Raw genomic sequence first — 21,225 nt, forward strand, 5'->3', positions numbered from 1 at the left:
ATATAGCTGGTCGTCCGGAAAGGACACTTCGGACATCTCGTATGGCTACTCCTCTCGTTGAACGGAGGGGGTTCTTGGGACCTTTGAGCAACAACAGCCAAAGGAAACAAGAATCCCCACTTACCGGCTAAAGCCGGTAAGTGGGGATAGTTCAATGCACCATAATTTGCTCTACTTGATGTTCATGAAGTTGTTCCGTTTCCACATGAATTTTTACAGAATATGTCCCTTTTTCTCGAAGCGACGTTACTGCTTCGTATTGGCCCGCTTGTTTTTCGCTTGCCTCGATAAACTCGTGCTTTCCGTCCCCCTTCCAAATTTCGAAGCAAACCGTCGCTTTCGTTAGCGGCTGGCCGTCATGAGTAATATGCACTGTTAAGTGCGCCTCTTTATTGACGGAAAATTGTTTTTCATGAAGCATCATCATGACGTCGGCATGATGGTGTTCATCGCCGTGATGTTCCTCTGCATGATTTTGCGGCTGATCGCTAGCTGTGCCAACAATGATATCTTTTTTCGGCATATTATGCATATTGCGCGCTGTCACGTGGCTAACGACGGAATACGTCCCAGGCTCGGTAAACGTTTTTTTCACAGAATATTTGCCATTTCCATCATTTTTGGCGGTTAACATCTCATGCTGTTCACTGCCATGTTTCCACACTTCAAACTTCACTTCATCTGCGTCATCGACTTTCTTCCCGCCGTATGTCACAATACAAGAAAGTGTCGTTTCCTTATTTAATTCAATATGATCCGGTGTTTGAAGTTGAACTTCAAGTATTGCCGGTTTGTCCTCTTGCTTTTCTTGGCTGCAGGCGGCAAATAAAAACAACATTAATATCAATGCCAAAAACAGCGAAAGCTTTTTCATTTTCTATTTCCCCTTTTCCCTATTTTTCTAGACTTAACTATACCATAGCTTTACCTTGTCCATCACATTATTCACCATTCCGTGAACCTCCCCGACTAAATCGAAGATTCTAGTCGGGGCATCCGTTGTCTTAAATACAGCTATGCTCACGCTAATGTCACACCTTCAGTGTTCATCGCCTGATGCAAGCTAATCAATGAAGACAACGTTTGCCGAGTTCTAGCTGCAAGGGAAGGAACTTTTGCCTCCCATTGCAACCTTTTCTTTTCAGAAAAGGATTTAAGGAATTCTCGTATAAAATATCGTGCTCCTATATTGTAAGAAGCATTTAAATCCGCGTGATAGACTTTGCCATTCGGAAAAGTGGCCAAGTCTCTTTTATTGTTGCGTTTCACTTCTCCTGATCCGTCAAATGTAAGTGCAGAAGTGTTTTTCGCATTCACACGGCGAATACGCATCCCACGGTAATGAGCCATTTGCTCTACTTTATTTTGAATCCCGATTTTGCACCAATGGTGCAATTTATGCCGTAATTTTTTTGCACCATCATAGTCTTTTGGCATTTTCATTTTCCCTAAGTATTCGAATACGATCACATCTGCATGGTGTTTTTCAGCGAATTTAATGATTTCACTTGCTGTGTTAAAAATAATATGTTTTTGTAAACCATTAATTCTACGCCAATAGTTAGATGCAGAAATCCATCCAGATTGTCGCTGCGCCTTTTTCAGTTTGTTGATTTTGCTTTTCATCCGGTCTTTTTCTATCGGCTGGTTGATAAACTTCCGGCCGATGACAGTTCCATCCGAAAGCATCACCGAACAAACGGCGGAATTCGTTAATCCCAGGTCAACAGCAACAATCACTTGATTCTCTAACTTTGTATTCTTAAGTTTTATTTTTTTCGAGTAAGAAAAGTGAATGAAATATTTTTTCCCCTTCTTTACAATAATGGGATTACTTTCTCTCCAATCTGTAATTCCCCGGTTTTTCAAGTTTTTCGTTTGAAACGTAATCGTCTCCCAAACCCAATCCCCATTTTTGTAAACTTTGATCTGTGCCTGGTTTTCGGACAAACGCTTAAACATATTCCCTTTATAAAAAACAGGGAACGCTTCGTGATCAATTCTTAAAACCGGAGGTTTTTTCTTAAACTTCTTGCCTTCGTCTAGTGCTTGGCCACGCTCTTTTTCCCAATTTTTGAGGTTAGAACGATGGCTTTTTACGATTCCTAAAGCTTTAGAAATAGCTGAACGTCTAAAGTAAGACGGGAATTTATAAAACTTGGAACTAAAATCATACTTCGGATGAGGGTTCGTTTTAGTCCGATGGATCAATCTCTCCACGGCAGGAACTGCTTCTTTTGTAGAAAGATGCTCCAAAGCATCGAACTCTCGATCTACGACATCAACAATAAAAGTTAACGCATCTCGAAAAATAATAAGCGTATCCTCGAATGTCTTTTTTCCGTGAGAGATGATTTTATTTTGAATGGTTTTTACTTTTTCTGCTTTCGAAGCTTTTTCCATCGGACGAACCCTCCCTTCCGAACATATGTTAGCATTCTTCTTTATTTTATATGAATCACTCATTCGAGACAACAGATATAGAGGAAAAATTTCATTTTTTTCGCGACTAACCCTTCCTAAATATTTCGCATTCTAGAAGGGGAATGCGTTGCGTTTTTTTGTTCAAAAACATTTCACGGTTACAACAATTTTTTATAAAAAACACTTGAAAGTCAAAAAAGGTCAAAGTATAATAAAATCAGAAAGTCAAAGTTAGTCAAAGTCAATTGACAAAAAGGAGGTTATGCCTCATGCTTTGTCAAGTATGCCATCAAAACAAAGCGACGGTATTTGTCAACTTGCAATTTAATCATGAGAAAAAACAATTGCATCTTTGCCACGAATGTTATGAAAGACAAAAACAAGAGCTTTCCATCCCAATAAACTTTGGGTTTGGAGGCTTTTCGCCATTCCCATTTGATGATTTCTTTATGGATGGATTTTCGCCAATTTCGGAAATGGACACGCCATCAACAAATATGGCACAACCATCCAAACCATCCAAATGGGATCGGAACGGTAAAAGAGGCGGCGGTTTCTTAGATCAATTCGGCCGCAACTTAACACAGCTTGCCAAAGCCGGTCTCATCGACCCGGTCATCGGCCGTGATAAAGAAATAGAACGCGTCATCGAAATTTTAAACCGCCGCAATAAAAACAACCCGGTATTAATCGGGGAACCTGGTGTCGGGAAAACAGCGATTGTCGAAGGGCTTGCCTTAAAAATTGCGGAAGGGCAAGTTCCAGAAAAACTATTAAATAAAGAAGTATATTTGCTTGATGTCGCCTCGCTTGTCGCCAATACAGGCATTCGCGGTCAATTTGAACAAAGAATGAAACGGCTCATTTCTGAATTGCAGCGCCGGAAAAACATCATTTTGTTTATCGACGAAATTCACTTGCTCGTCGGCGCTGGTGCGGCAGAAGGCTCGATGGACGCCGGCAACATTTTAAAACCAGCGCTTGCGCGTGGGGAATTGCAAGTTGTCGGTGCTACAACATTAAAAGAATATCGTCAAATTGAAAAAGACGCCGCGCTTGAACGCCGTTTCCAACCTGTCATCGTTCATGAACCAACGGTCGAAGAAGCGATTACGATTTTAAAAGGTATTCAACCGAAATATGAACAATTCCATCACGTCCAATATACGGACGAAGCGATTGAAGCGTGCGTTAAATTATCGCATCGTTACATTCAAGACCGCTTCTTGCCGGACAAAGCGATCGACTTGTTAGACGAAGCCGGCTCAAAAGCGAACTTGCGCATCGGTCCGACAGATGAAAAACAAATTCAAGAACGCCTTGCGCAAATCGCCAAAGAAAAAGCAAAAGCAGCGCAAGAAGAAAATTACGAACTGGCGGCAAAATTGCGTGACGAAGAGTTGAAATTGGAAAAACAATTGCAAAACGGAGTGAACCAAGAACGCCCAGTCGTCGATGTTGCTGACATTCAACGCATCATCGAAGAGAAAACAGGCATTCCTGTCGGCAAACTGCAAGCTGATGAAAAAGAGAAAATGAAACATTTAGAAGAAAACCTGGCGAAAAAAGTGATTGGCCAAGAAGAAGCAGTCAAAAAAGTCGCAAAAGCAATCCGCCGCAGCCGCGCAGGCTTAAAAGCAAAACACCGCCCGATCGGTTCGTTCTTATTCGTCGGTCCGACTGGCGTCGGGAAAACGGAGCTGGCGAAAACGTTGGCGGAAGAATTGTTTGGCTCGAAAGACGCAATGATTCGTCTCGACATGAGCGAATACATGGAAAAACATTCGGTATCGAAATTAATCGGTTCGCCTCCTGGCTATGTCGGTCACGAGGAAGCGGGTCAGCTTACAGAAAAAGTGCGCCGCAATCCATACAGCATTATCTTGCTTGACGAGATTGAAAAAGCGCACCCGGATGTCCAACACATTTTCCTGCAAATTTTAGAAGATGGCCGTCTCACTGACAGCCAAGGCCGTACCGTAAGCTTTAAAGATACAGTGATTATCGCAACAAGCAACGCTGGTGTTACAGACAAAAAAATTACGGTCGGATTTGAAAAACAAGGGACAACGCACACAAGCATTCTTGATTCGTTAAACGCCTACTTCAAGCCAGAGTTTTTAAACCGTTTCGATGCGATTATCGAATTCAAATCGCTGAAAAAAGAACATATGCTGCAAATTGTTGACCTCATGCTCAACGACGTAAAAGCAGCAATGCGCGAACAACATATCGACCTTGACGTTTCGCAGGCAGCGAAAGAAAAATTGGCGGAACTCGGCTACCATCCAGCGTTCGGCGCTCGTCCGCTCCGCCGCGTCATCCAAGAGCACGTCGAAGACAAGATCGCCGATGTGTTGCTTGATGAAAACGACCAAGTCAAAGCGATTCGCATCGATGTCGAAAACGATGCGATCGTCGCAAAACCTTTGCACAAACAAACCGCCTAATCCCTTAATGGGAAAGGCGGTTTTTTTTCGGCGCAAAGCGAAAGAAATTTTTCAGATGTTCAGTCCAGTTCCTGCGGCTCAGCCGCTCTCCGCAAACCGGTCGGCGTTATGCAGCGTCCCTTCGCTTACCAGCTTTTTCTTATAAACCATGCCGGACAGTGTTACGCTCACTTCATAAAGCACCAGCAAAGGAATGATCACAAGAATATCCGAAAGCAAATCCGGAGGCGTGATAAGGACGGAGATGACAACCAGAAAAAAATAGGAGAGTTTCCTCGCCTTTGCCAGCCTCTTCGGATTTAGGATTCCGAGTCTCGTTAGAAACATGACCGCAAGCGGCATTTCAAAGAGAAAGCCAAATGGAAGTGTCAGATGGATCATGAACCGAAAATATTTTTCCGCCGTGAATATTGTTTCGAATTGCCCTGCTGACAGGTTTGTTAAAAAACTGAGCACGGCCGGGAAAAGCACAAAGAAACCAAATGAAATCCCCGCCATAAATAATAGAAACAACCATGGGATAAACCGCAAAGAAACTTTCCGTTCTTCGGGATTCAGCGCAGGAGAGACAAACCGCCACGTCTGGAAAGCGGCGACAGGTATCGTTGCTGCGATCGCAAACACGGCTGCGATCATCATGTATACCCAAAGGATGTCACTCGGGCCGAGAATCGCAAGTTTCCCGTCGAAGTCCTTGACAAGCCATTTATAAATATCCTGTACAAAAACGAAACTTCCAACGAAGGACACAATAAACGCCAATAACGTAATAATCACCCGTTTCCGAAGCTCTTCCAAATGATCTATCAGACGCAAATCTTTGTTTTTCATGCTGGCTGCCTCCTTTTTTGGAAACAAATGCTGTTAGTTTGTAGTTACTAAACTCCTAAACTTTTGGGAAATTGGACAGAAGCTATATTTAACAAATCAACTTTTTCACGAAAAAATTTTTCGATATCACATCATTCCAAACGGTCATCTGCTAACCAAGGCGGGACTTTTTCTTTCCGAGCCATGTCGCCCATCAGTGAAGATTTTTTGTCCATGAATGGAAAGTTGAATCTTTTTGCCAAAAAAAAGAATCCAGAAAATCCTTATGCTATGCCAGAACAACTGTTAAAAAGCATAAAAAGAGGTTTCCGACCCACTTGAAGCAAAAAACTTTATGAATTCCCCTCTGAAAAAACTCGTTGATCAGCGGGTCCATAAAGCCGATAAGAAGAAGCAGACAGGCTGCCCCGTCTGCTCTCTTTTTTACTAAACCGCCAATTCAGCTGTCTTTTTTCACAGCCGATAATGCAGGCTTTTTCGTTTCCTCGTTATGATCATCGGACACCAGTTCCTTCGCGGCACTTTTGAATTCAGACAGCGTGCGGCCAAATGCGCGGCCGATTTCCGGCAGCTTGGAAGGCCCAAAGATGACCAGAGCAATGACGAGTATTAAAATTAAACCTGGTATACCGATATTGTTTAACATTGTAGGTTCATCTCCTTTGTGGAAAATTTGGCATCCAGACCGGTAAAGATGCCCGGATGCCAAATGCGGCATTGATATCGTTCAGCAGGCGCGGATGGAATTAATTCGTAATCTTTCCTCTCTTTTTCTCCATTTGTTTTTCACGGGCGCGTCTGTGGGCGCGGTGGCGGTCTTCTTCCACTTCCCTTGACATTTGGACACCCATCGGCACCATAGTGGATGATACTTCTTTCAGTCCTTTCTGATCTTTTTCATAAACCAATGATGCTCTCGTCCAAATATCCGCTCCCGGCTGAGTCACATACGGAACGACACGGTAATCCGCACGCCACTGTTCCGGAGTAACTTGACAGCGGACATAGCCGCGGTAATTGTTAAAAAATTTGATGTGCGGGTTTTGCGCTAAAATTTTCTCCGTGTCTGCACGCCAATCAGAACCATTTCCCCCGGAAGTAATCGAAGTGCCGACAAACTCAGCGCCAAAAATCGGGGCATCAGGATCGTTATAATCAGTCGTCAAGTTAGAGGCCCAGTTTGCATGGACATCCCCGGTTAGAACAATCAAGTTGTTAATATTCTTGGCTGCAACAAAATCCATAATGCGTTGGCGCGCTGCCGGATATCCGTCCCAGGCATCCATGCTGTATTTTGGCGCTTGGCTTGTCCCAAAGTTCCGCTGGGAAAAGAAAATCTGCTGTACAAGCACGTTCCATTGCGTTTTGGAGCTTCCAAGACTGTCAAGAAGCCATTTCTCCTGTTCTGCACCGAGAAGAGTGCGCTTAGGATCCAAAGATGCCGGGGAATGCGGCTTGATTCCATCACCGTTCGCCTGGTCATCGCGGTACTGGCGCGTATCAAGAACAAAGAAAGAGGCTAAATCTCCATAAGCGAAAGCCCGGTATAATTGCATGCCGCCTTCGTGCGGAAGCGACGATCTGCGGAGCGGCATATGCTCGTAGTAAGCCTGGTACGCGGCGGCACGGCGCTTGATAAACGCTTCGACCGATTGGCCGTTTTCTGGAATAGTGCCCGCATAATTGTTTTCCACTTCATGGTCATCCCATGTGACAACCCACGGGAAGGCAGCATGAGCTGCTCTCAGATCTGCGTCAGAGCGGTATTGGGCATAACGGTTTCGGTAATCCTCAAGTGTGACAGTTTCCGGACCGCTATGGGTGCGGACATTACCAGTGAATGAAACATATTCGTTCGGTCCGTATTCATATATGTAATCGCCAAGGTGGAAAACTAGATCAAGATCCTCTTTCGCCATGTGCTTATACGCCGTGTAGTAGCCGTGCTCAAACTGCTGACAGGAGGCGAAAGCGAACGCCATTCCAGATACCTTTGAGCCTGCTGTCGGAATGGTTTTTGTTTTTCCAACAGGGCTTAATTCATTTCCGCATTTAAACCGATAAAAATAAACGGTGTTCGGTTTCAGGCCATTCACTTCCACATGGACCGAATGCGCGAGGTCAGGTGAAGCCATTTCGGTACCGCGCCGAATCACATTGCGGAAATGTTCATCTGTTGCAAGCTCCCAATGGACAGGAACGATATGGGGAGGCATTCCGCCGCCATTTAGCGGATCCGGAGCCAATCTTGTCCATAATACAACACTGTTTGCTAAAGGATCTCCGGAAGCAACGCCGAGTTTAAATGGATAATCGCTGAATTTTGGGGCGGCATCCACTTTAAATCCTCCTAGGGATTGGGCGATGGCTAGACCGAGCGAGAGCCCCGCAATCTTGCCGGCTCCATGAAGAAGGCTACGGCGGTCTATATTCTTTTTCAAGATTTCCTCATTAAAATTCTTGATTAATTCGTCTAAAAGTCTCTCATTTCTCATGATTTTTTCCCTCCCTGAATAAAATCTTTCACTGAGCATGATTATAAATGGAAATTTTTAATCGACTGTAAAGTTATGTAAAGAGGAAAAATAGCATAAACGTAGAGTATAGGCATTTGTTAATAGGTCTAAAGAAATAGTTAAGAGAGAATTTTCGGAATATTCCTGATTATTTTTTAAACACTCGATAAATTACCCGTATGATCATAGTTCTTTTTTCCTTCGTTTTGTTACATTTTCTTCATGCAAATTTTACAAACAAAAACTTGAGGGGAATTTTTTCTATCGTATAAACGCAGCTGTTTTTAGAGAAAAAATGGTATTCGTTTGAAAAAGGCATATAGATTTGCGATAAAAGCCGGCCTTAGGCCTTCTTCCAAATAACTGATCGATGAACTTCACTCGATTTTGGATAGACTGGTCCCGTTTATATTGAAGGTTGGACTTTTTCCATGATAAAATGGTTGCTTCCGTAAGCGCCTAAATTTCGGACCACGGACGGATTACATCGACACATATACTAGGCGTGTGCGTCACAAAAAAACCGCCTAATCCGTCAATGGATAGGCGGTGCTTTTTTATTTTTTTGCTAATCCGTGCATTAAACATTGAACCGTCCGCTCCATTTCCGCTTCATCATCCCATTCATAATCCGGCAGCACGATAAACCGTGCCACCAAAAATCCGGCAATCGCTATAATCGTCATACGGATGACCGAATCAGCGGGAATCGCGGCAAGTTCCCCGTTTTTTTGAAAATACTCCACGATTTGCTTAAATTTTTGATATACGTGTGCTGTGAAAATGCGCTGAAGTTGCTCCTTAATTTCCACATGAAACGCGATCTCCTGCCAGAAAACGCGAATTGCCGGCAGGTATTTTTTCACAAATTCATAACGGTTTTTCAAAAGAGCGCGAATGAAATCTTCATAGCTTTCATATTGGCTTTCGAACACTTCTTTGACAAACTCTTTCGCTAAAAATGGGGCGACGGACTTCAATAGCGTCGGAGTGACAATCGCTAGCAGCAAATCTTTTTTCGTTTTATAATGGCGGAAAATCGTCCCTTCGGCCACGCCAGCCTTCTTGGCGATTTCGCTTGTCGAAGTGGCGGCATATCCTTTTTCCGCAAACATTTCAATCGCCGCTTCTAAAATTTTGATTTGTTTTTCACTAAGCTTCACATCTTCCCCATTTAGTTGTAACAGTTCTTTCAGCCACTGTTCCTCATTCATCATGTGACAACTCCTTACTCACTGCTAAATTTTCCGGTATTTTTTCAAGGCAAACACGTTTAAGGTAATGAAAAGAAGGGCAAATCCGAACAAGACGAACAAATCCATGCGTATGTCGCCAAGCCCCACTCCTTTATACATTACGCTTTTAAGGGCATCTCCACCATAATACATTGGCATCGCTTTGGCAATCATCTGCAGCCAATTGGCCATTCCTTCGACTGGAAGGATGCCTGCAAAAAACACTTGCGGGATGATGACAATCGGAATAAACTGCATCATTTGGAACTCTGAATTTGCAAATGCGGATAACAAAATTCCTAAAGATAACGCAACAAGCGCCAGCAGCAAATTAATGATAATCACGTGCCATAAAGACCCTACCAGCATAATATCTAATACTTTCACGGCAAAAAAGACAACAATCACTGTTTGAATCACGGCAAACAATCCATACCCTAACAAATATCCAAAAACAATGTCGCTTCGGCGTATAGGCGTTGCCATTAACCGTTCGAGCGTGCCTGTGGTGCGTTCGCGCAATAAAGCAATTCCAGAAATAAGAAAGACGAAGAAAAAGACAAAAAATCCGACTAACACAGGGCTCAATACATCAAAAAAGGAAGTGTCTTTATTACCGTATACATAAGCGATGTGCATTTTTGGTGATGATACTTGTTCCATTTTTATTTTCGGAGCATTCAACGTCTTTTGCAAATGTTGAATCCACTCTTTCATGATGGATGCTTGCTTTTTTGCTGATTGTGCTGCGATCACTTGCTGTATTTTAATTTGTAATGCTTTTGTTTTGGATGGATCCGAGTTTTCAAACGTTAATTGGATGCCTTCACCTTTGATTTGCATAAATCCATCCAGTTGATCATCCACAATCGTTTTTTTGGCATTTCCCACTCGTTCATATGTTATAACTGTAATATCTTTGTCTTTTAATTGCTTCACTAAGGCGTCGTCGGCATTGGCAACGCCTAGTTTCGGATTCTCGGCTGTGTTGCTAGTAAATAAAAAATGAAACAACGTTAAGATCAATAACGGAGCAACGAACATCAATGCAAGTGTCCGCTTGTCGCGCAGCATTTGCTGAAAAATTCGTCTGACAACAGCGATCGTTCTCATATATTTTTCCCTCCCGCCTTGACAAATACTTCTTCTAAATGGTTAACAGCATATTGATTTTTCAGTTCAGATGGCGATCCGCCTGTAATTATTTTTCCATCCCTCACCATAGCCAGACGGTCGCATTTTTCCGCTTCATCCATCACATGGGTTGTTACGACAATCGTTTTTCCCTCGTTTTTTAATCGGGATAATTCGTGCCAAATCGATAATCGTAATTCTGGGTCGATCCCTACTGTCGGCTCGTCTAATACGAGTATTTGCGGATTGTGAATGAGAGCGATCGCAAGGGATAAACGGCGCTTCATTCCTCCTGAATAAGCCATCACTTTTTTCGAAAGATGAGGAGTAAGCTTCACTAAGTCTGCCGCATAAGCGATGCGCTGTTTCCGTTCTTCTTTTTTTAACTTATAGAGTGAGGCGAAAAATTGTAAATTTTCTTCTCCCGTTAATTCTGGATATAAAGCATCCGATTGTGCCATATATCCAATTTTTGACAAAACATTCATATTTGGCATCGCAGCGCCCAACACTTCCACTTCTCCTTGAAAATCGCTGTCCATTCCTACTAAGATTTTCACTAACGTTGTTTTTCCCGAACCAGAAGGACCTATTAAACCGTATATTTCTCCTTCCTTCACCGTTAGATTGATGTTGCTCAATACTTCTTTCTTCCCGAACGATTTACTTACTCGCTTAGCGACAATGATGGAACCCATGGGAACCCCCCTCTATCAATGTTGATTTTTATAAAAAATCTAACCCCCAAGGACTAAGTTGCATAAATTTCCCAGAGGGTGTTTCCATTAGCTTCCCTGAACCTTCTATTCTTGCAGGCTGCCTATTTCTTGTTTCGCATTGTTTTTAACACGGAAATCAATCATAGAACCATGAGACGGTTCATGTGGCGACAGGAGAATTTCAACTGATCCCTTTCCCTTTATCAAAATCAAAGAAAAAGAGTTCTCGAAGCCCAGCAACCATGAAACGCCGCGGCAGCCAAGAGTCAATTCAATCGCGGCAAAATGGCGGCATAAGCTCCGGCACCATTGTGAATAATGGTGCTCCAAAGAAAACGAGAAGAACAAAAATCGCCATCTATAAATATGAGTGATTACTCACATCAATTATATATGGAAATAACCTTCCGTTTCAAGTGAGTAATCACTCATTTTACAATTTTTTTAGCCGTCCCCCTTTGCACTGCGGACAGCCGGAATTTCTTTTTCCTATATTTCATCTATACATAGTTGAAAGCCATAGCACCATTCCGTCAGCTTTTTCCCGCCGATGTCAATGATCCCCTCGGCAATTTTCTCGCCCCCTAGCCGCTCGTAAAACAGGCGTGACGGATTATCGGCAAGCACCCAGACGACCATCGAACGAATTCCATCACGTTGAAAATCATCAACCAGCGCTTTGACGAGCTTTGTTCCGTATCCTTTTCCTTGTGCTTCTTTTAATAAATAGATGGCGTATATTTCCCCTTCATACTTCGCTTCTTTTCCATGTGTGGCGCGGTTTTTCCCCCCGGAAATAAACCCGCATACCTTTCCATCTTCTTCAACGACAAAAATCGAATGTTTTGGTTGATTTAATCCGCGTTGCCAGAGCTGTTCTTTTTCGCTTACGCTTAATTGTGCCAAATACTCTGCAGGCACAATGCCTTGATACGTTGTCTTCCAGCTTTCCACATGAACGGTCGCAATGGCTTTTTCATCCTCCATCGTTGCTTTCCGAATATTCATCATTTCACCCCTCATTCGTACGATAATGTATGTTCCTCGATTAAGTTGAATGGGCGGCGATGGTTCGCGTACTCAATAATATGCTGGGTAATATTTGGATACAAAATAATCCGAGAGAGATGAGAAAAGGGAATCCATTTTACCCCTGTTTGATTTTCGTCCGCCGAAGTCGGACAAAGTTGGAAGGAATCGTTAATCCTTTTACATTCAAATATGATGCTTACTTGATGCGGCGATGTTAAAGAAATATTCTTTTGCAAGTGAGGAGCTATCTCGTGTACAAATGCAATCGGACCGACCTCTACTTCTACGCCCGCCTCCTCTAATGCCTCCCGTTTTACCGCTTCAACCAATGACTCCCCTCGTTCTACGCCGCCTGCTGGAAGATTGTAATGCAGTCCATTTTCGTCTTGAAACTCAACAAGAAGCACAGCATCATTTTCAATAATTAAGGCACCAGCACGGACACGAATATGATACATATCATTGTTCTCCCTTCTTTGAAAAACTAAAGCTATTGCATTCAACAAAAAAGGAAGAAATCCTTCGTTGATTTCTTCCTTTTTTTGTTGTTAAAGTTGTTTGTCATCGACGCTATTCAGCCACCGCTCAATCTCGCCGACTACCGATCGGACGCAGCCGTCTTCAAACGGCGAAATAAGGTTGGCGGCACGGACTAATTCGGTAAACGGCTTGCTTCCGCCTTGACGGCATAATGTCAAATAATCGTTCCACGCCTCTTCATAGTTTTCACGCGAACGTTTCCAAAATTGGAAGGCGCAAATTTGTGCTAATGTGTAGTCAATATAATAAAACGCCGTCGTGTAAATATGGCTTTGCCGCTGCCAAAATCCGCCGCGTTCTAAATAAGCGTTGCCATCATAGTCTCTTGTCGGCATATATTTCCGTTCGATTGACCGCCATGCTTGCTTCCGTTCCGCCGGCGTCGCGTTCGGATTTTCGTATACGAAGTGCTGAAATTCATCCACTGCTACGCCATACGGCAAAAATAACAGTGCATCGCTTAAATGATAAAATTTATATTTTTCCGCATCTTCTTGGAAGAATAACTTCATCCACGGCCATGTGAAAAACTCCATGCTCATCGAATGAATTTCGCACGCCTCCAAGGTCGGCCAGTTATATTCCGGAATTTCGTAATGGCGGCTTTCGTAAACTTGAAACGCGTGTCCCGCTTCATGGGTAAGCACATCGATGTCTCCGGATGTGCCGGTAAAGTTCGAGAAAATAAACGGCGCTTTATAATTTTCGATATATGTACAATAGCCCCCGCTTGCTTTTCCTTTTTTCGCGATAAGGTCCATTAGTTCATGCTCGATCATATATCGGAAAAACTCGCCCGTTTCCGGCGACAGTTCTTCATACATCTTTTTCCCGTTTTCAATAATCCAGCTTGCGTCCCCTTTTGGCGTTGGATTCCCTGTTGGAAAAACAAATGCTTCATCATAATATTTCAATTTCTCGACGCCAATGCGCTCCCGTTGCCGCTCGCGGAGCTTGACAGCAATCGGAACGATATGCTTTTCGACTTGCTTGCGGAATTTCGCAACCATCTCGGCGTTATAATCCGTTCTACCTAAACGGGCATAGCCAAGTTCCACGAAGTTTCTAAATCCGAGCTTTTGCGCAATGGCGGTGCGCACTTTCACAAGCTGATCGTAAATCTCGTCAAACTTTTCTTCATGCTCTTGGAAAAACGCAAAGCGCGCTTCGCTTGCCCGCTTGCGCATCTCGCGGTTCGGCGATTCGACAAACGGCTGCAGCTGCGCTAACGTCCGTTCTTCTCCTTCAAAGAAAATTTTCGCCGACGCGACCAATTTCGTATATTCGCTCGTCAGCTTATTTTCCAGCTGCAGATCTTCCACCACGTCCGGAGAATATGTTTTTAATTCCGTCTCGGCGAGCGCAAACAACTGTCTCCCCCATTTTTCCTCGAGCTGCGAGCGGAACGGAGACGAAACAAGCGCCCGGTAATAATCGTTCACAAGCCCTTTGACAATCGGCTCGACTTCATCGAAAAAGTCTTGTTCCTGTTTATAAAATTCATCGTTCGTATCAATCGTATGGCGGATATAACAAATGTTTGCCATCGTGCTGAAATGGTTGCGAAGCCGATTGATTTCCTGCATCGCCTCATTCTGTTCTTCCGCGCTGCTCGCCTTCTGAAACGATTGCAACGCTTGTTGAAACGATGCTTTTAACTTCTCCACATCTGGCCGTTCATAGCGAAACTCGGAAAATTTCAATGAAATCCCTTCCTTTTCTTTCAATTTCCTTATCTTAGTTTGTATTCCATCTTAGCACGGAAAATCCTTTTTTTCTATCGAGAAAGGCTGTTGACGGTTTTTGTCGAAAAACGTATAATAATAACGTCAATTGAATATTTTTTCTTCTCATCTACATCGATGAGATAGAGGTTGCAATGAACAAGAGTAGTAGAAACGAGACACATAGAATCGACGAGTTTCCACGTCAGGGCTCATGGCCAAAGTTTGCGGCGAACTCTGACGCCATAAACCGGGCCTGTATCCGAACAAGGACAGGACTGTCATCGTTGTAACAAACGATGAGAAGTTGGATACGATGTCTCATGCACCCGTTAAAACTTTTGGGTGTATTTTTTTTGAGGAAAAACAAACTAAAGCAAATCAGCATCAGGAAGGAGCTATCAACTGTGCAACAGCAAAAACTCGGACTATGGTTATTAACGGCGCTTGTCGTTGGCAATATGGTTGGTTCAGGCATTTTCATGCTGCCGCGCTCGCTTGCGGAAGCGGCAAGCCCGCTTGGCGTTATTTTCGCATGGCTGTTAACGGGCGCAGGCGTCTTAATGACGGCGCTTGTCTTTGGCAACTTAGCGATCCGCAAGCCGGAATTAAACGGCGGGCCGCAAATTTATGCAAAAGAATTGTTTCCAAAAGGATCGAACATCTCGATTCTATCTGGCTTTATGTCCTCATGGGGATATTGGATCGGCAACTTCGCCGGCAACGTGGCGATTATTACGACATTCGCCAGCTATTTATCGACGTTTTTCCCCATTTTAACAAGCAAACAAACGCTATTTGCCATCGGTTCGCTTGACGTAAAACTAGGAAACTTGCTCACCTTTGCCGTTTGCACGGCGCTGCTTTGGGGCATGCATTTCATCATTTTGCGCGGCATTGAAGATGCAGGAAAACTGAACTTTCTTGCTACGGCGGCAAAAGTGCTTGGATTTTTCCTATTTATCGTCATTGCTTTATTTGCGTTTGAAAAAAGCAACATCGGCTCGCTTGTTGCTCCGCGTTATGATGAAGCTGGCCATTCCATTGGTTTGTTAGGGCAAATTAATAATGCGGCGGTATCGACATTATGGGCGTTTATCGGCGTCGAATCGGCGATTGTTTTTGCATCGCGTGCGCGCAAACAAGCCGATGTCAAACGTGCGACAATCCTTGGCTTGTTGATTGCCCTTGCGATTTATATCGGCATTAGTGTGCTTGTCATGGGAGTATTGCCGCAAAAAGAACTCATTCAGTCGGAAAAACCGCTTGTTGACGCGATTGTTGCGATTTTAGGCCCAAGCGGCGGCTACATTCTTGCGGGGCTCGGTTTAATCAGCTTGCTCGGCTCCACGCTTGGCTGGGTGCTGCTAAGCGCCGAAGTGCCATACCAGGCGGCAAAGCAGGGTTTGTTTATTCCAGCGTTTTTAAAGGAAAATAAAAAGAGAGTGCCAAGCTTTTCTTTAGTTCTTTCGAATGGATTGGCGCAAATCTTTATTTTTTCAACAGTTTCCAACTCGATGTCAGCGGCGTTTGATTTTGTCATTTACATCGCGACATTAGCGTATCTCGTCCCGTATTTTATCGCCTCTGTCTTCCAATTAAAGCTGACGCTGACCGGCGAAACGTACAAGGGTGCGGCACGGGGCCGCATGATCGATGGGATCGTTGCCGTTCTGGCAACCATTTATTCCATCTGGGTCATCATCGCCGGCACCGCCGATATCAAAACGTTTATGCTTGGAGTTGTCCTGCTTTTAAGCGGCATCTTCTTCTACCCGCAAGTGAAAAAAGCGGCGCAGCAAACAGAAGAAAAACAAAAAATGTCGGCATAACAAAAGCGAACGTCCGAAAGCCGCGGGCGTTCGCTTTTATATTTTTCTCTTTTCTTCTCCATCAATCACTATTGCCTCCGAATCTATCAGCCTTGTCACGCGGCATGAAATTTGTGCTTCAAACGTTTGCAGCCGCTCTTCTATGGAGCAATCGCCCAGAAACACATCCTCCCGGCCTAATGCGGAAAGATTATTCGTCCGTTAGGTGGTTACCTTATCATACCGTTATTTTACCATGTTTTAGAAGGAAAAGTAATTCGTTTATCGAAATACTATAGAGAAAATTTTTAAAAAAGGAAGTGTCTTCGATGACTGTACGGGACGCAAAGAAAAAACATCGCGGCATCACCTCAGAAGATTTGTTTCGCATCCGCTTTGTGAGAGACCCACAATTCTCCCCAGATGGCGAGAAAGTCATCTTTGTGCAAAAAACGATTGATGACGAACGGGAATATCGCTCCCACCTTTTTCTCCTGGCATTAGCGGATGGCAAAGTGAGACAATGGACGTTTGGAAAAGTAAAAGACTCTTTTCCGCGTTGGTCCCCAAATGGAAAAATAATCGCGTTTCTTTCCAACCGCTCCGGCAAAACACAAATTTGGATTCTTCCGACAGACGGCGGGGAAGCGCGCCAGTTAACCGCATTAAAAAACGGAGTGCGCCACTACTGCTGGTCGCCGGATGGGCGGTTTCTCGTAGCACTCATTTCGCTTGGCAAGGAAGAAACGCTGGAAGAGCGCGAGGAGCAAAACAAAAAAGAGAAAGAAAAACGCGAGCTGACACCGCTTGTCGTAGAGCGGCTGCAATATAAATCCGATGCAGCAGGATTTCGCGATGATAAACAGGATTTGCTTGTCCGCATCGATGTAGAAGCAGGCAAGATTCAAGCTCTGACAGACGGCGATGACGAAATCAGTTCATTCGCCATCTCTCCTGACGGCAAAACAGTCGCATTTGTCGCCAATCGGAGCGATGAGCCTGATTTTACGTTTGCGCGCGATATATTTCTTCTTGACATCGACAGCGGAAAAACGACAAAAATCACAGATGGAAACGGGTTTTTCACTTCGCTGTCCTGGTCTCCGGACGGAAAAGCGCTCGCGGCGATTGGACATGAACTCGAATATTTAGGCGCTACGCTAAATCGAGTGTGGATTTTCGATCTCGCTGGTGGAAAAAAACGGTCGCTTACCGCCAATTGGGATGTCCATGTCGGTGATGCGATGGTAGGTGACATGCATTCCGACGCGCCAGGTCCTGGACTCATTTGGGATAAAGAAGGAAACGGTATGTATTTTCTTGCTTCCGAACGAGGGCGCGTTAACCTTTATCATGTAGCGTTGGACGGAACCATTACACCATCTGTAGTCGGCGATTTCCATCTGTATGGATTAACGATTCACCCGCATCAACATATAGCGATTGCGGCAATTAGCGATCCAACACATATTGGTGACTTACATACCATTTCTCTTCATGATGGGAAACGAAACAAGCTGACAAATGTGAATAAGGAGTTGGAAGAAGAGATTATCCTTTCCAAACCGGAGACATTCACCTATCCATCCCGTGATGGCTGGACCATTCAGGGCTGGCTGATGAAGCCCCCTCATCTCGAACAAGGGCAAAAAGTGCCGCTCATCGTCGAAATTCACGGCGGTCCGCACGCAATGTACGGTTTTACTTTTTTCCATGAAATGCAGGTGCTTGCGGACAAAGGATATGCGGTGCTGTTTACGAATCCGCGCGGCAGCCATGGCTATGGGCAAACGTTTGTCAACGCGGTGCGCGGCGATTACGGCGGGATGGACTATGCAGACATTATGAGCGGCGTCGATTATGTGCTTGAGCATTTTGATTTTATCGATGAAACGCGCCTTGGCGTCACTGGCGGAAGCTACGGAGGATTTATGACCAACTGGATCGTCGGACATACGGACCGCTTTAAAGCAGCGGTAACGCAGCGCTCGATTTCAAACTGGCTCAGCTTCTATGGTGTGAGCGACATCGGTTATTTCTTCACAGAATGGGAAGTCGGCTGCAATGTGTGGGACGATCCGGAACGGCTTTGGCATCATTCTCCGCTGAAATATGTAAAGAACATTCAAACTCCGTTATTGATTCTCCATAGCGAAAAAGATTACCGCTGCCCGATCGAACAAGCCGAGCAGCTGTTTATCGCGCTGAAACATTTAAAGCGGGAAACGAAGCTCGTCCGCTTCCCGGAAGCAAACCATGATCTTTCCCGCAGCGGCCCTCCGGCGCTTCGCCTTGAGCGGCTCAATCATATTGTCGGGTGGTTTGAACAACATTTGACATAAAACAAGAGTCCCGTAACTGGGACTCTTTATGGCGATGAATATTTATGGAATTAACTCGACATAATCCCCTGTCTTCAGCCCTGCCGCATTCGCTTCATCTGTATCAATATGCATATCGAGCGCGAAGTTTCCACTGACGCGGACGATGACTTCATCAAAAATTAAGGCTCGCTCCCCTTGTGTTTTTACTTTTACGACTTGTTTATCTTTTACTCCGATTTTTGAAAATAAGTGGCTGCTTATGGCAGCCACTTATGTTAAACAATCGCAAATTATTCCCTTTTTGCTCCGTATCCCAACTTTTTCAATAACGAAATCGCCTGTTCCTTTTCTTCCGTAGTTAAGCCGGAAACGGTTTCGTGAATCGTCTGCGCATGCTCCGGAAAAACCTTTTCGATAAACGCTCTTCCCTTTTCCGTGATCGAAGCATACGTGACGCGACGGTCTCTCTCGCATGCTCTTCGTACAATCAACCCTTTGCTTTCGAGCTTATCGACCACATAGGTAATGCTTCCGCTCGCGAGCAAAATTTTCTCCCCGATTTGCTGCAGCGGCTGATCCCCTTTATGGTAAAGCAGCTCTAATACGGCAAACTCGGTTGGATTGACGCCGAACGATTGAATCGATTTATTCACTTGGTCATTAACAGACCGATAGGCTCTTGATAAAACGATAAACAATTTTAATGATTGTTTAATGTCCTTCTCCTTCGCCATTTGCAATCAAACCCTTTTGTCGCTAAATATTTATAAAGGCATGTCCCGTTGCTTTCCGCAAAACACCGTTTTCTTACTTGCATTATACTTTAACTATTTGATACGGCGCAAATGTTTTTTAAAGCAACATGGGCGGCATCATACTCGTAACTTGGTGACTTTTGTTTATTATATTAATGTATGAATATGTTCTGTTTATGGTTTGGGCGGTTATCACATTCGAGCGGAAAACGCATATGGTAAAAATACAGGAGGCACGGAAAGGGGGATTCGATGAAACAAGTATTAATCGGCAGTATATTGTCGGCGTTATCGACTGGGCTGGGAGCGGTGCCGATTTTATTTTTGGCGAAATCGATTACCCACCGCTGGCGCGATATATTGCTGGCGTTTTCGGCAGGCATTATGACAGCGGCTTCGATGATGAGTTTAATCCCCGGAGCATTGCAGGCGGGAGGCTTTGCCGCCTTAACGGTTGGACTTTTTCTTGGCGTTCTTATTTTAACGGTTTTAGAAATGACCGTGCCGCATATCGATTTAGAGCATACGCAAAAAGAAATCCAGTTTGATGAAAAGGCGTTGCTGATTATCGCGGCGATTACGCTACATAACCTTCCCGAAGGATTGTCGGTCGGGGTCAGCTACGCCTCCAATGCAGCGGAGACTGGTAATTTAATTGCGCTGGCGATTGGCTTGCAAAACGCGCCAGAAGGATTTTTAGTCGCTCTTTTTTTGATTAACCAGCAAATCGGAAAATGGAAAGCGTTTATTATCGCCACGTTAACCGGTGCAGTGGAAATTGTCACTTCTTTGCTCGGCTTTTATTTAACCTCCATCTTTCGCGGGCTGGTTCCGTATGGCCTTGCCTTTGCCGCGGGAGCGATGCTGTTTATTATTTATAAAGAATTGATTCCGGAAAGCCACGGGGACGGACATGAGCGGACATCCACCTATTCGTTTATCATCGGCATATTATTTATGATTTTTTTAGTCGAATCGTTTTAGTCAACTACCCCGCCACTTAAAGCCTAGAGGCTTTTGAAGAGGGGGCTTGTAACTACCCAGAAGTGCAATGCTTTACTCAAAAGAAAGGAGGAAGGCGCATTCCTCCCCCACTTACTCATTTCATTCATTAAAGTGGGGTCTCCTGCGCTAAAACGATGAAACAACCCCCCTGTCTAAAGAAGACAGGGGGGTATCGCCATTACTGGCCTACCTCTTCTTTTTCTTCATACGGATGGGCGACCCAGCCGGACGGATCGATAAACAGGCGGACGGCGACGACTTGGCGGTCGTCCATTAAGGTGAAATAATGCGGGTTTCCTTCCGGCACGGAAATGACATCACCCGCTTCAAGTTCGACATCAAAATAACCCGTTTCACTGTCCCCTTTGATGATAAAAATGCCATGGCCAGCAGTAATAGCGCGCACTTCGTCTTCCGTATGAATGTGCACTTGTTCAAACTTTTTCAACAGTTCATCCAAATTCGGCGTCGCATCCGATAAGGTGACGATATCCCACGTTTTGTAGCCTCTTCTCGCCGCCAAATCTTCAATTTCTTCTTTAAACGTCGCCAAAATTTCCTCTTTTTCTTCGTCGGTCAATACATATTTGTCGCGCAAATGTTCCGGCAGTTTGTTAATGTCCCAATGCTCATACAACACGCCTTGTTTATTTAAAAAGCTGCGGACATTTTCATCCCCTTCAATCACTTCTCCCGTTTTTTTCACTTTGATTACTGCCATTGGA

At 44.3% G+C, this 21,225-nt stretch carries 18 protein-coding genes, 1 pseudogene and 1 riboswitch; of the genes and pseudogenes, 5 read left to right on the forward strand and 14 right to left on the reverse strand.

Annotated elements, in window-relative coordinates:
• Window positions 1-151: 151 nt before the first annotated feature.
• Together GCA01S_RS04015 and GCA01S_RS04020 are read right to left on the reverse strand one after the other, a co-directional pair.
• Window positions 152-874, reverse strand: coding sequence for a FixH family protein (locus tag GCA01S_RS04015; RefSeq protein ID WP_042407434.1), 723 nt, complete (start codon window positions 872-874; stop codon window positions 152-154).
• Between the two features lie 146 nt (window positions 875-1,020).
• Entirely contained in the window at window positions 1,021-2,403 is a 1,383-nt protein-coding gene (locus GCA01S_RS04020; RefSeq protein WP_042407437.1) for an RNA-guided endonuclease TnpB family protein, read from the reverse strand.
• Between the two features lie 290 nt (window positions 2,404-2,693).
• Here GCA01S_RS04020 and GCA01S_RS04025 point away from each other — a divergent pair, with 290 nt between their 5' ends.
• On the forward strand, window positions 2,694-4,874 hold the full coding sequence (locus tag GCA01S_RS04025) for an ATP-dependent Clp protease ATP-binding subunit (protein WP_042407438.1): 2,181 nt from the start codon (window positions 2,694-2,696) through the stop codon (window positions 4,872-4,874).
• Between the two features lie 78 nt (window positions 4,875-4,952).
• Here GCA01S_RS04025 and tatC read toward each other — a convergent pair whose 3' ends face one another.
• From tatC to GCA01S_RS04055, 6 genes are all read right to left on the reverse strand, one after another.
• Window positions 4,953-5,705 carry a twin-arginine translocase subunit TatC gene (gene tatC, locus GCA01S_RS04030; protein ID WP_017436198.1) on the reverse strand — a complete coding sequence of 251 codons (753 nt, stop codon included), beginning with the start codon at window positions 5,703-5,705 and terminating at the stop codon, window positions 4,953-4,955.
• A gap of 439 nt (window positions 5,706-6,144) precedes the next feature.
• Window positions 6,145-6,351: a twin-arginine translocase TatA/TatE family subunit gene (locus tag GCA01S_RS04035; RefSeq protein ID WP_017436200.1), complete on the reverse strand. Its 207-nt coding sequence runs from the start codon at window positions 6,349-6,351 to the stop codon at window positions 6,145-6,147.
• A gap of 100 nt (window positions 6,352-6,451) precedes the next feature.
• On the reverse strand, window positions 6,452-8,200 hold the full coding sequence (locus GCA01S_RS04040; RefSeq protein WP_017436201.1) for an alkaline phosphatase D family protein: 1,749 nt from the start codon (window positions 8,198-8,200) through the stop codon (window positions 6,452-6,454).
• Window positions 8,201-8,778: 578 nt separating this feature from the next.
• A complete protein-coding gene (locus GCA01S_RS04045; RefSeq protein ID WP_042407529.1) occupies window positions 8,779-9,435 on the reverse strand; it encodes a TetR/AcrR family transcriptional regulator in 657 nt (218 codons plus the stop codon).
• A 24-nt stretch (window positions 9,436-9,459) separates the two neighbouring features.
• Window positions 9,460-10,569: an ABC transporter permease gene (locus GCA01S_RS04050; protein WP_042407442.1), complete on the reverse strand. Its 1,110-nt coding sequence runs from the start codon at window positions 10,567-10,569 to the stop codon at window positions 9,460-9,462.
• The gene (locus tag GCA01S_RS04055) at window positions 10,566-11,288 is read right to left on the reverse strand and encodes an ABC transporter ATP-binding protein (RefSeq protein WP_017436204.1); all 723 of its coding nucleotides are present in this window, start codon (window positions 11,286-11,288) and stop codon (window positions 10,566-10,568) included. Before GCA01S_RS04055 ends, GCA01S_RS04050 begins: the two co-directional genes overlap by 4 nt.
• A 185-nt stretch (window positions 11,289-11,473) precedes the next feature.
• Here GCA01S_RS04055 and GCA01S_RS21260 point away from each other — a divergent pair, with 185 nt between their 5' ends.
• Entirely contained in the window at window positions 11,474-11,683 is a 210-nt protein-coding gene (locus GCA01S_RS21260) for a hypothetical protein (protein WP_155835550.1), read from the forward strand.
• Between the two features lie 115 nt (window positions 11,684-11,798).
• Here GCA01S_RS21260 and GCA01S_RS04060 read toward each other — a convergent pair whose 3' ends face one another.
• The 3 genes from GCA01S_RS04060 to GCA01S_RS04070 form a co-directional block, all read right to left on the reverse strand.
• Window positions 11,799-12,317, reverse strand: coding sequence for a GNAT family N-acetyltransferase (locus GCA01S_RS04060; RefSeq protein ID WP_052510015.1), 519 nt, complete (start codon window positions 12,315-12,317; stop codon window positions 11,799-11,801).
• Window positions 12,318-12,328: 11 nt separating this feature from the next.
• Window positions 12,329-12,799 carry an NUDIX domain-containing protein gene (locus GCA01S_RS04065; protein WP_042407448.1) on the reverse strand — a complete coding sequence of 157 codons (471 nt, stop codon included), beginning with the start codon at window positions 12,797-12,799 and terminating at the stop codon, window positions 12,329-12,331.
• A 90-nt stretch (window positions 12,800-12,889) separates the two neighbouring features.
• Entirely contained in the window at window positions 12,890-14,584 is a 1,695-nt protein-coding gene (locus GCA01S_RS04070) for a M3 family oligoendopeptidase (protein ID WP_042407450.1), read from the reverse strand.
• A gap of 157 nt (window positions 14,585-14,741) precedes the next feature.
• Window positions 14,742-14,923: riboswitch (Lysine riboswitch) on the forward strand.
• Between the two features lie 89 nt (window positions 14,924-15,012).
• Here GCA01S_RS04070 and GCA01S_RS04075 point away from each other — a divergent pair.
• Window positions 15,013-16,437 carry an amino acid permease gene (locus GCA01S_RS04075; RefSeq protein WP_042407452.1) on the forward strand — a complete coding sequence of 475 codons (1,425 nt, stop codon included), beginning with the start codon at window positions 15,013-15,015 and terminating at the stop codon, window positions 16,435-16,437.
• A 308-nt stretch (window positions 16,438-16,745) separates the two neighbouring features.
• Complete coding sequence (locus GCA01S_RS04080) at window positions 16,746-18,758, forward strand: S9 family peptidase (RefSeq protein WP_042407454.1); 2,013 nt, start codon at window positions 16,746-16,748, stop codon at window positions 18,756-18,758.
• Window positions 18,759-18,800: 42 nt separating this feature from the next.
• Here GCA01S_RS04080 and GCA01S_RS04085 read toward each other — a convergent pair.
• A pseudogene (locus GCA01S_RS04085) lies at window positions 18,801-18,974 on the reverse strand (PduL/EutD family phosphate acyltransferase); the annotation flags it as partial.
• 56 nt (window positions 18,975-19,030) lie between these two features.
• A complete protein-coding gene (locus GCA01S_RS04090; protein WP_017436212.1) occupies window positions 19,031-19,474 on the reverse strand; it encodes a MarR family winged helix-turn-helix transcriptional regulator in 444 nt (147 codons plus the stop codon).
• A 273-nt stretch (window positions 19,475-19,747) separates the two neighbouring features.
• Here GCA01S_RS04090 and GCA01S_RS04095 point away from each other — a divergent pair, with 273 nt between their 5' ends.
• Window positions 19,748-20,479, forward strand: coding sequence for a ZIP family metal transporter (locus tag GCA01S_RS04095; RefSeq protein WP_017436213.1), 732 nt, complete (start codon window positions 19,748-19,750; stop codon window positions 20,477-20,479).
• 199 nt (window positions 20,480-20,678) lie between these two features.
• Here GCA01S_RS04095 and GCA01S_RS04100 read toward each other — a convergent pair whose 3' ends face one another.
• The gene (locus GCA01S_RS04100; protein ID WP_042407456.1) at window positions 20,679-21,221 is read right to left on the reverse strand and encodes a 1,2-dihydroxy-3-keto-5-methylthiopentene dioxygenase; all 543 of its coding nucleotides are present in this window, start codon (window positions 21,219-21,221) and stop codon (window positions 20,679-20,681) included.
• Window positions 21,222-21,225: the final 4 nt, after the last annotated feature.

It is taken from the genome of Parageobacillus caldoxylosilyticus NBRC 107762 (assembly GCF_000632715.1).
GTDB lineage: Bacteria > Bacillota > Bacilli > Bacillales > Anoxybacillaceae > Saccharococcus > Saccharococcus caldoxylosilyticus.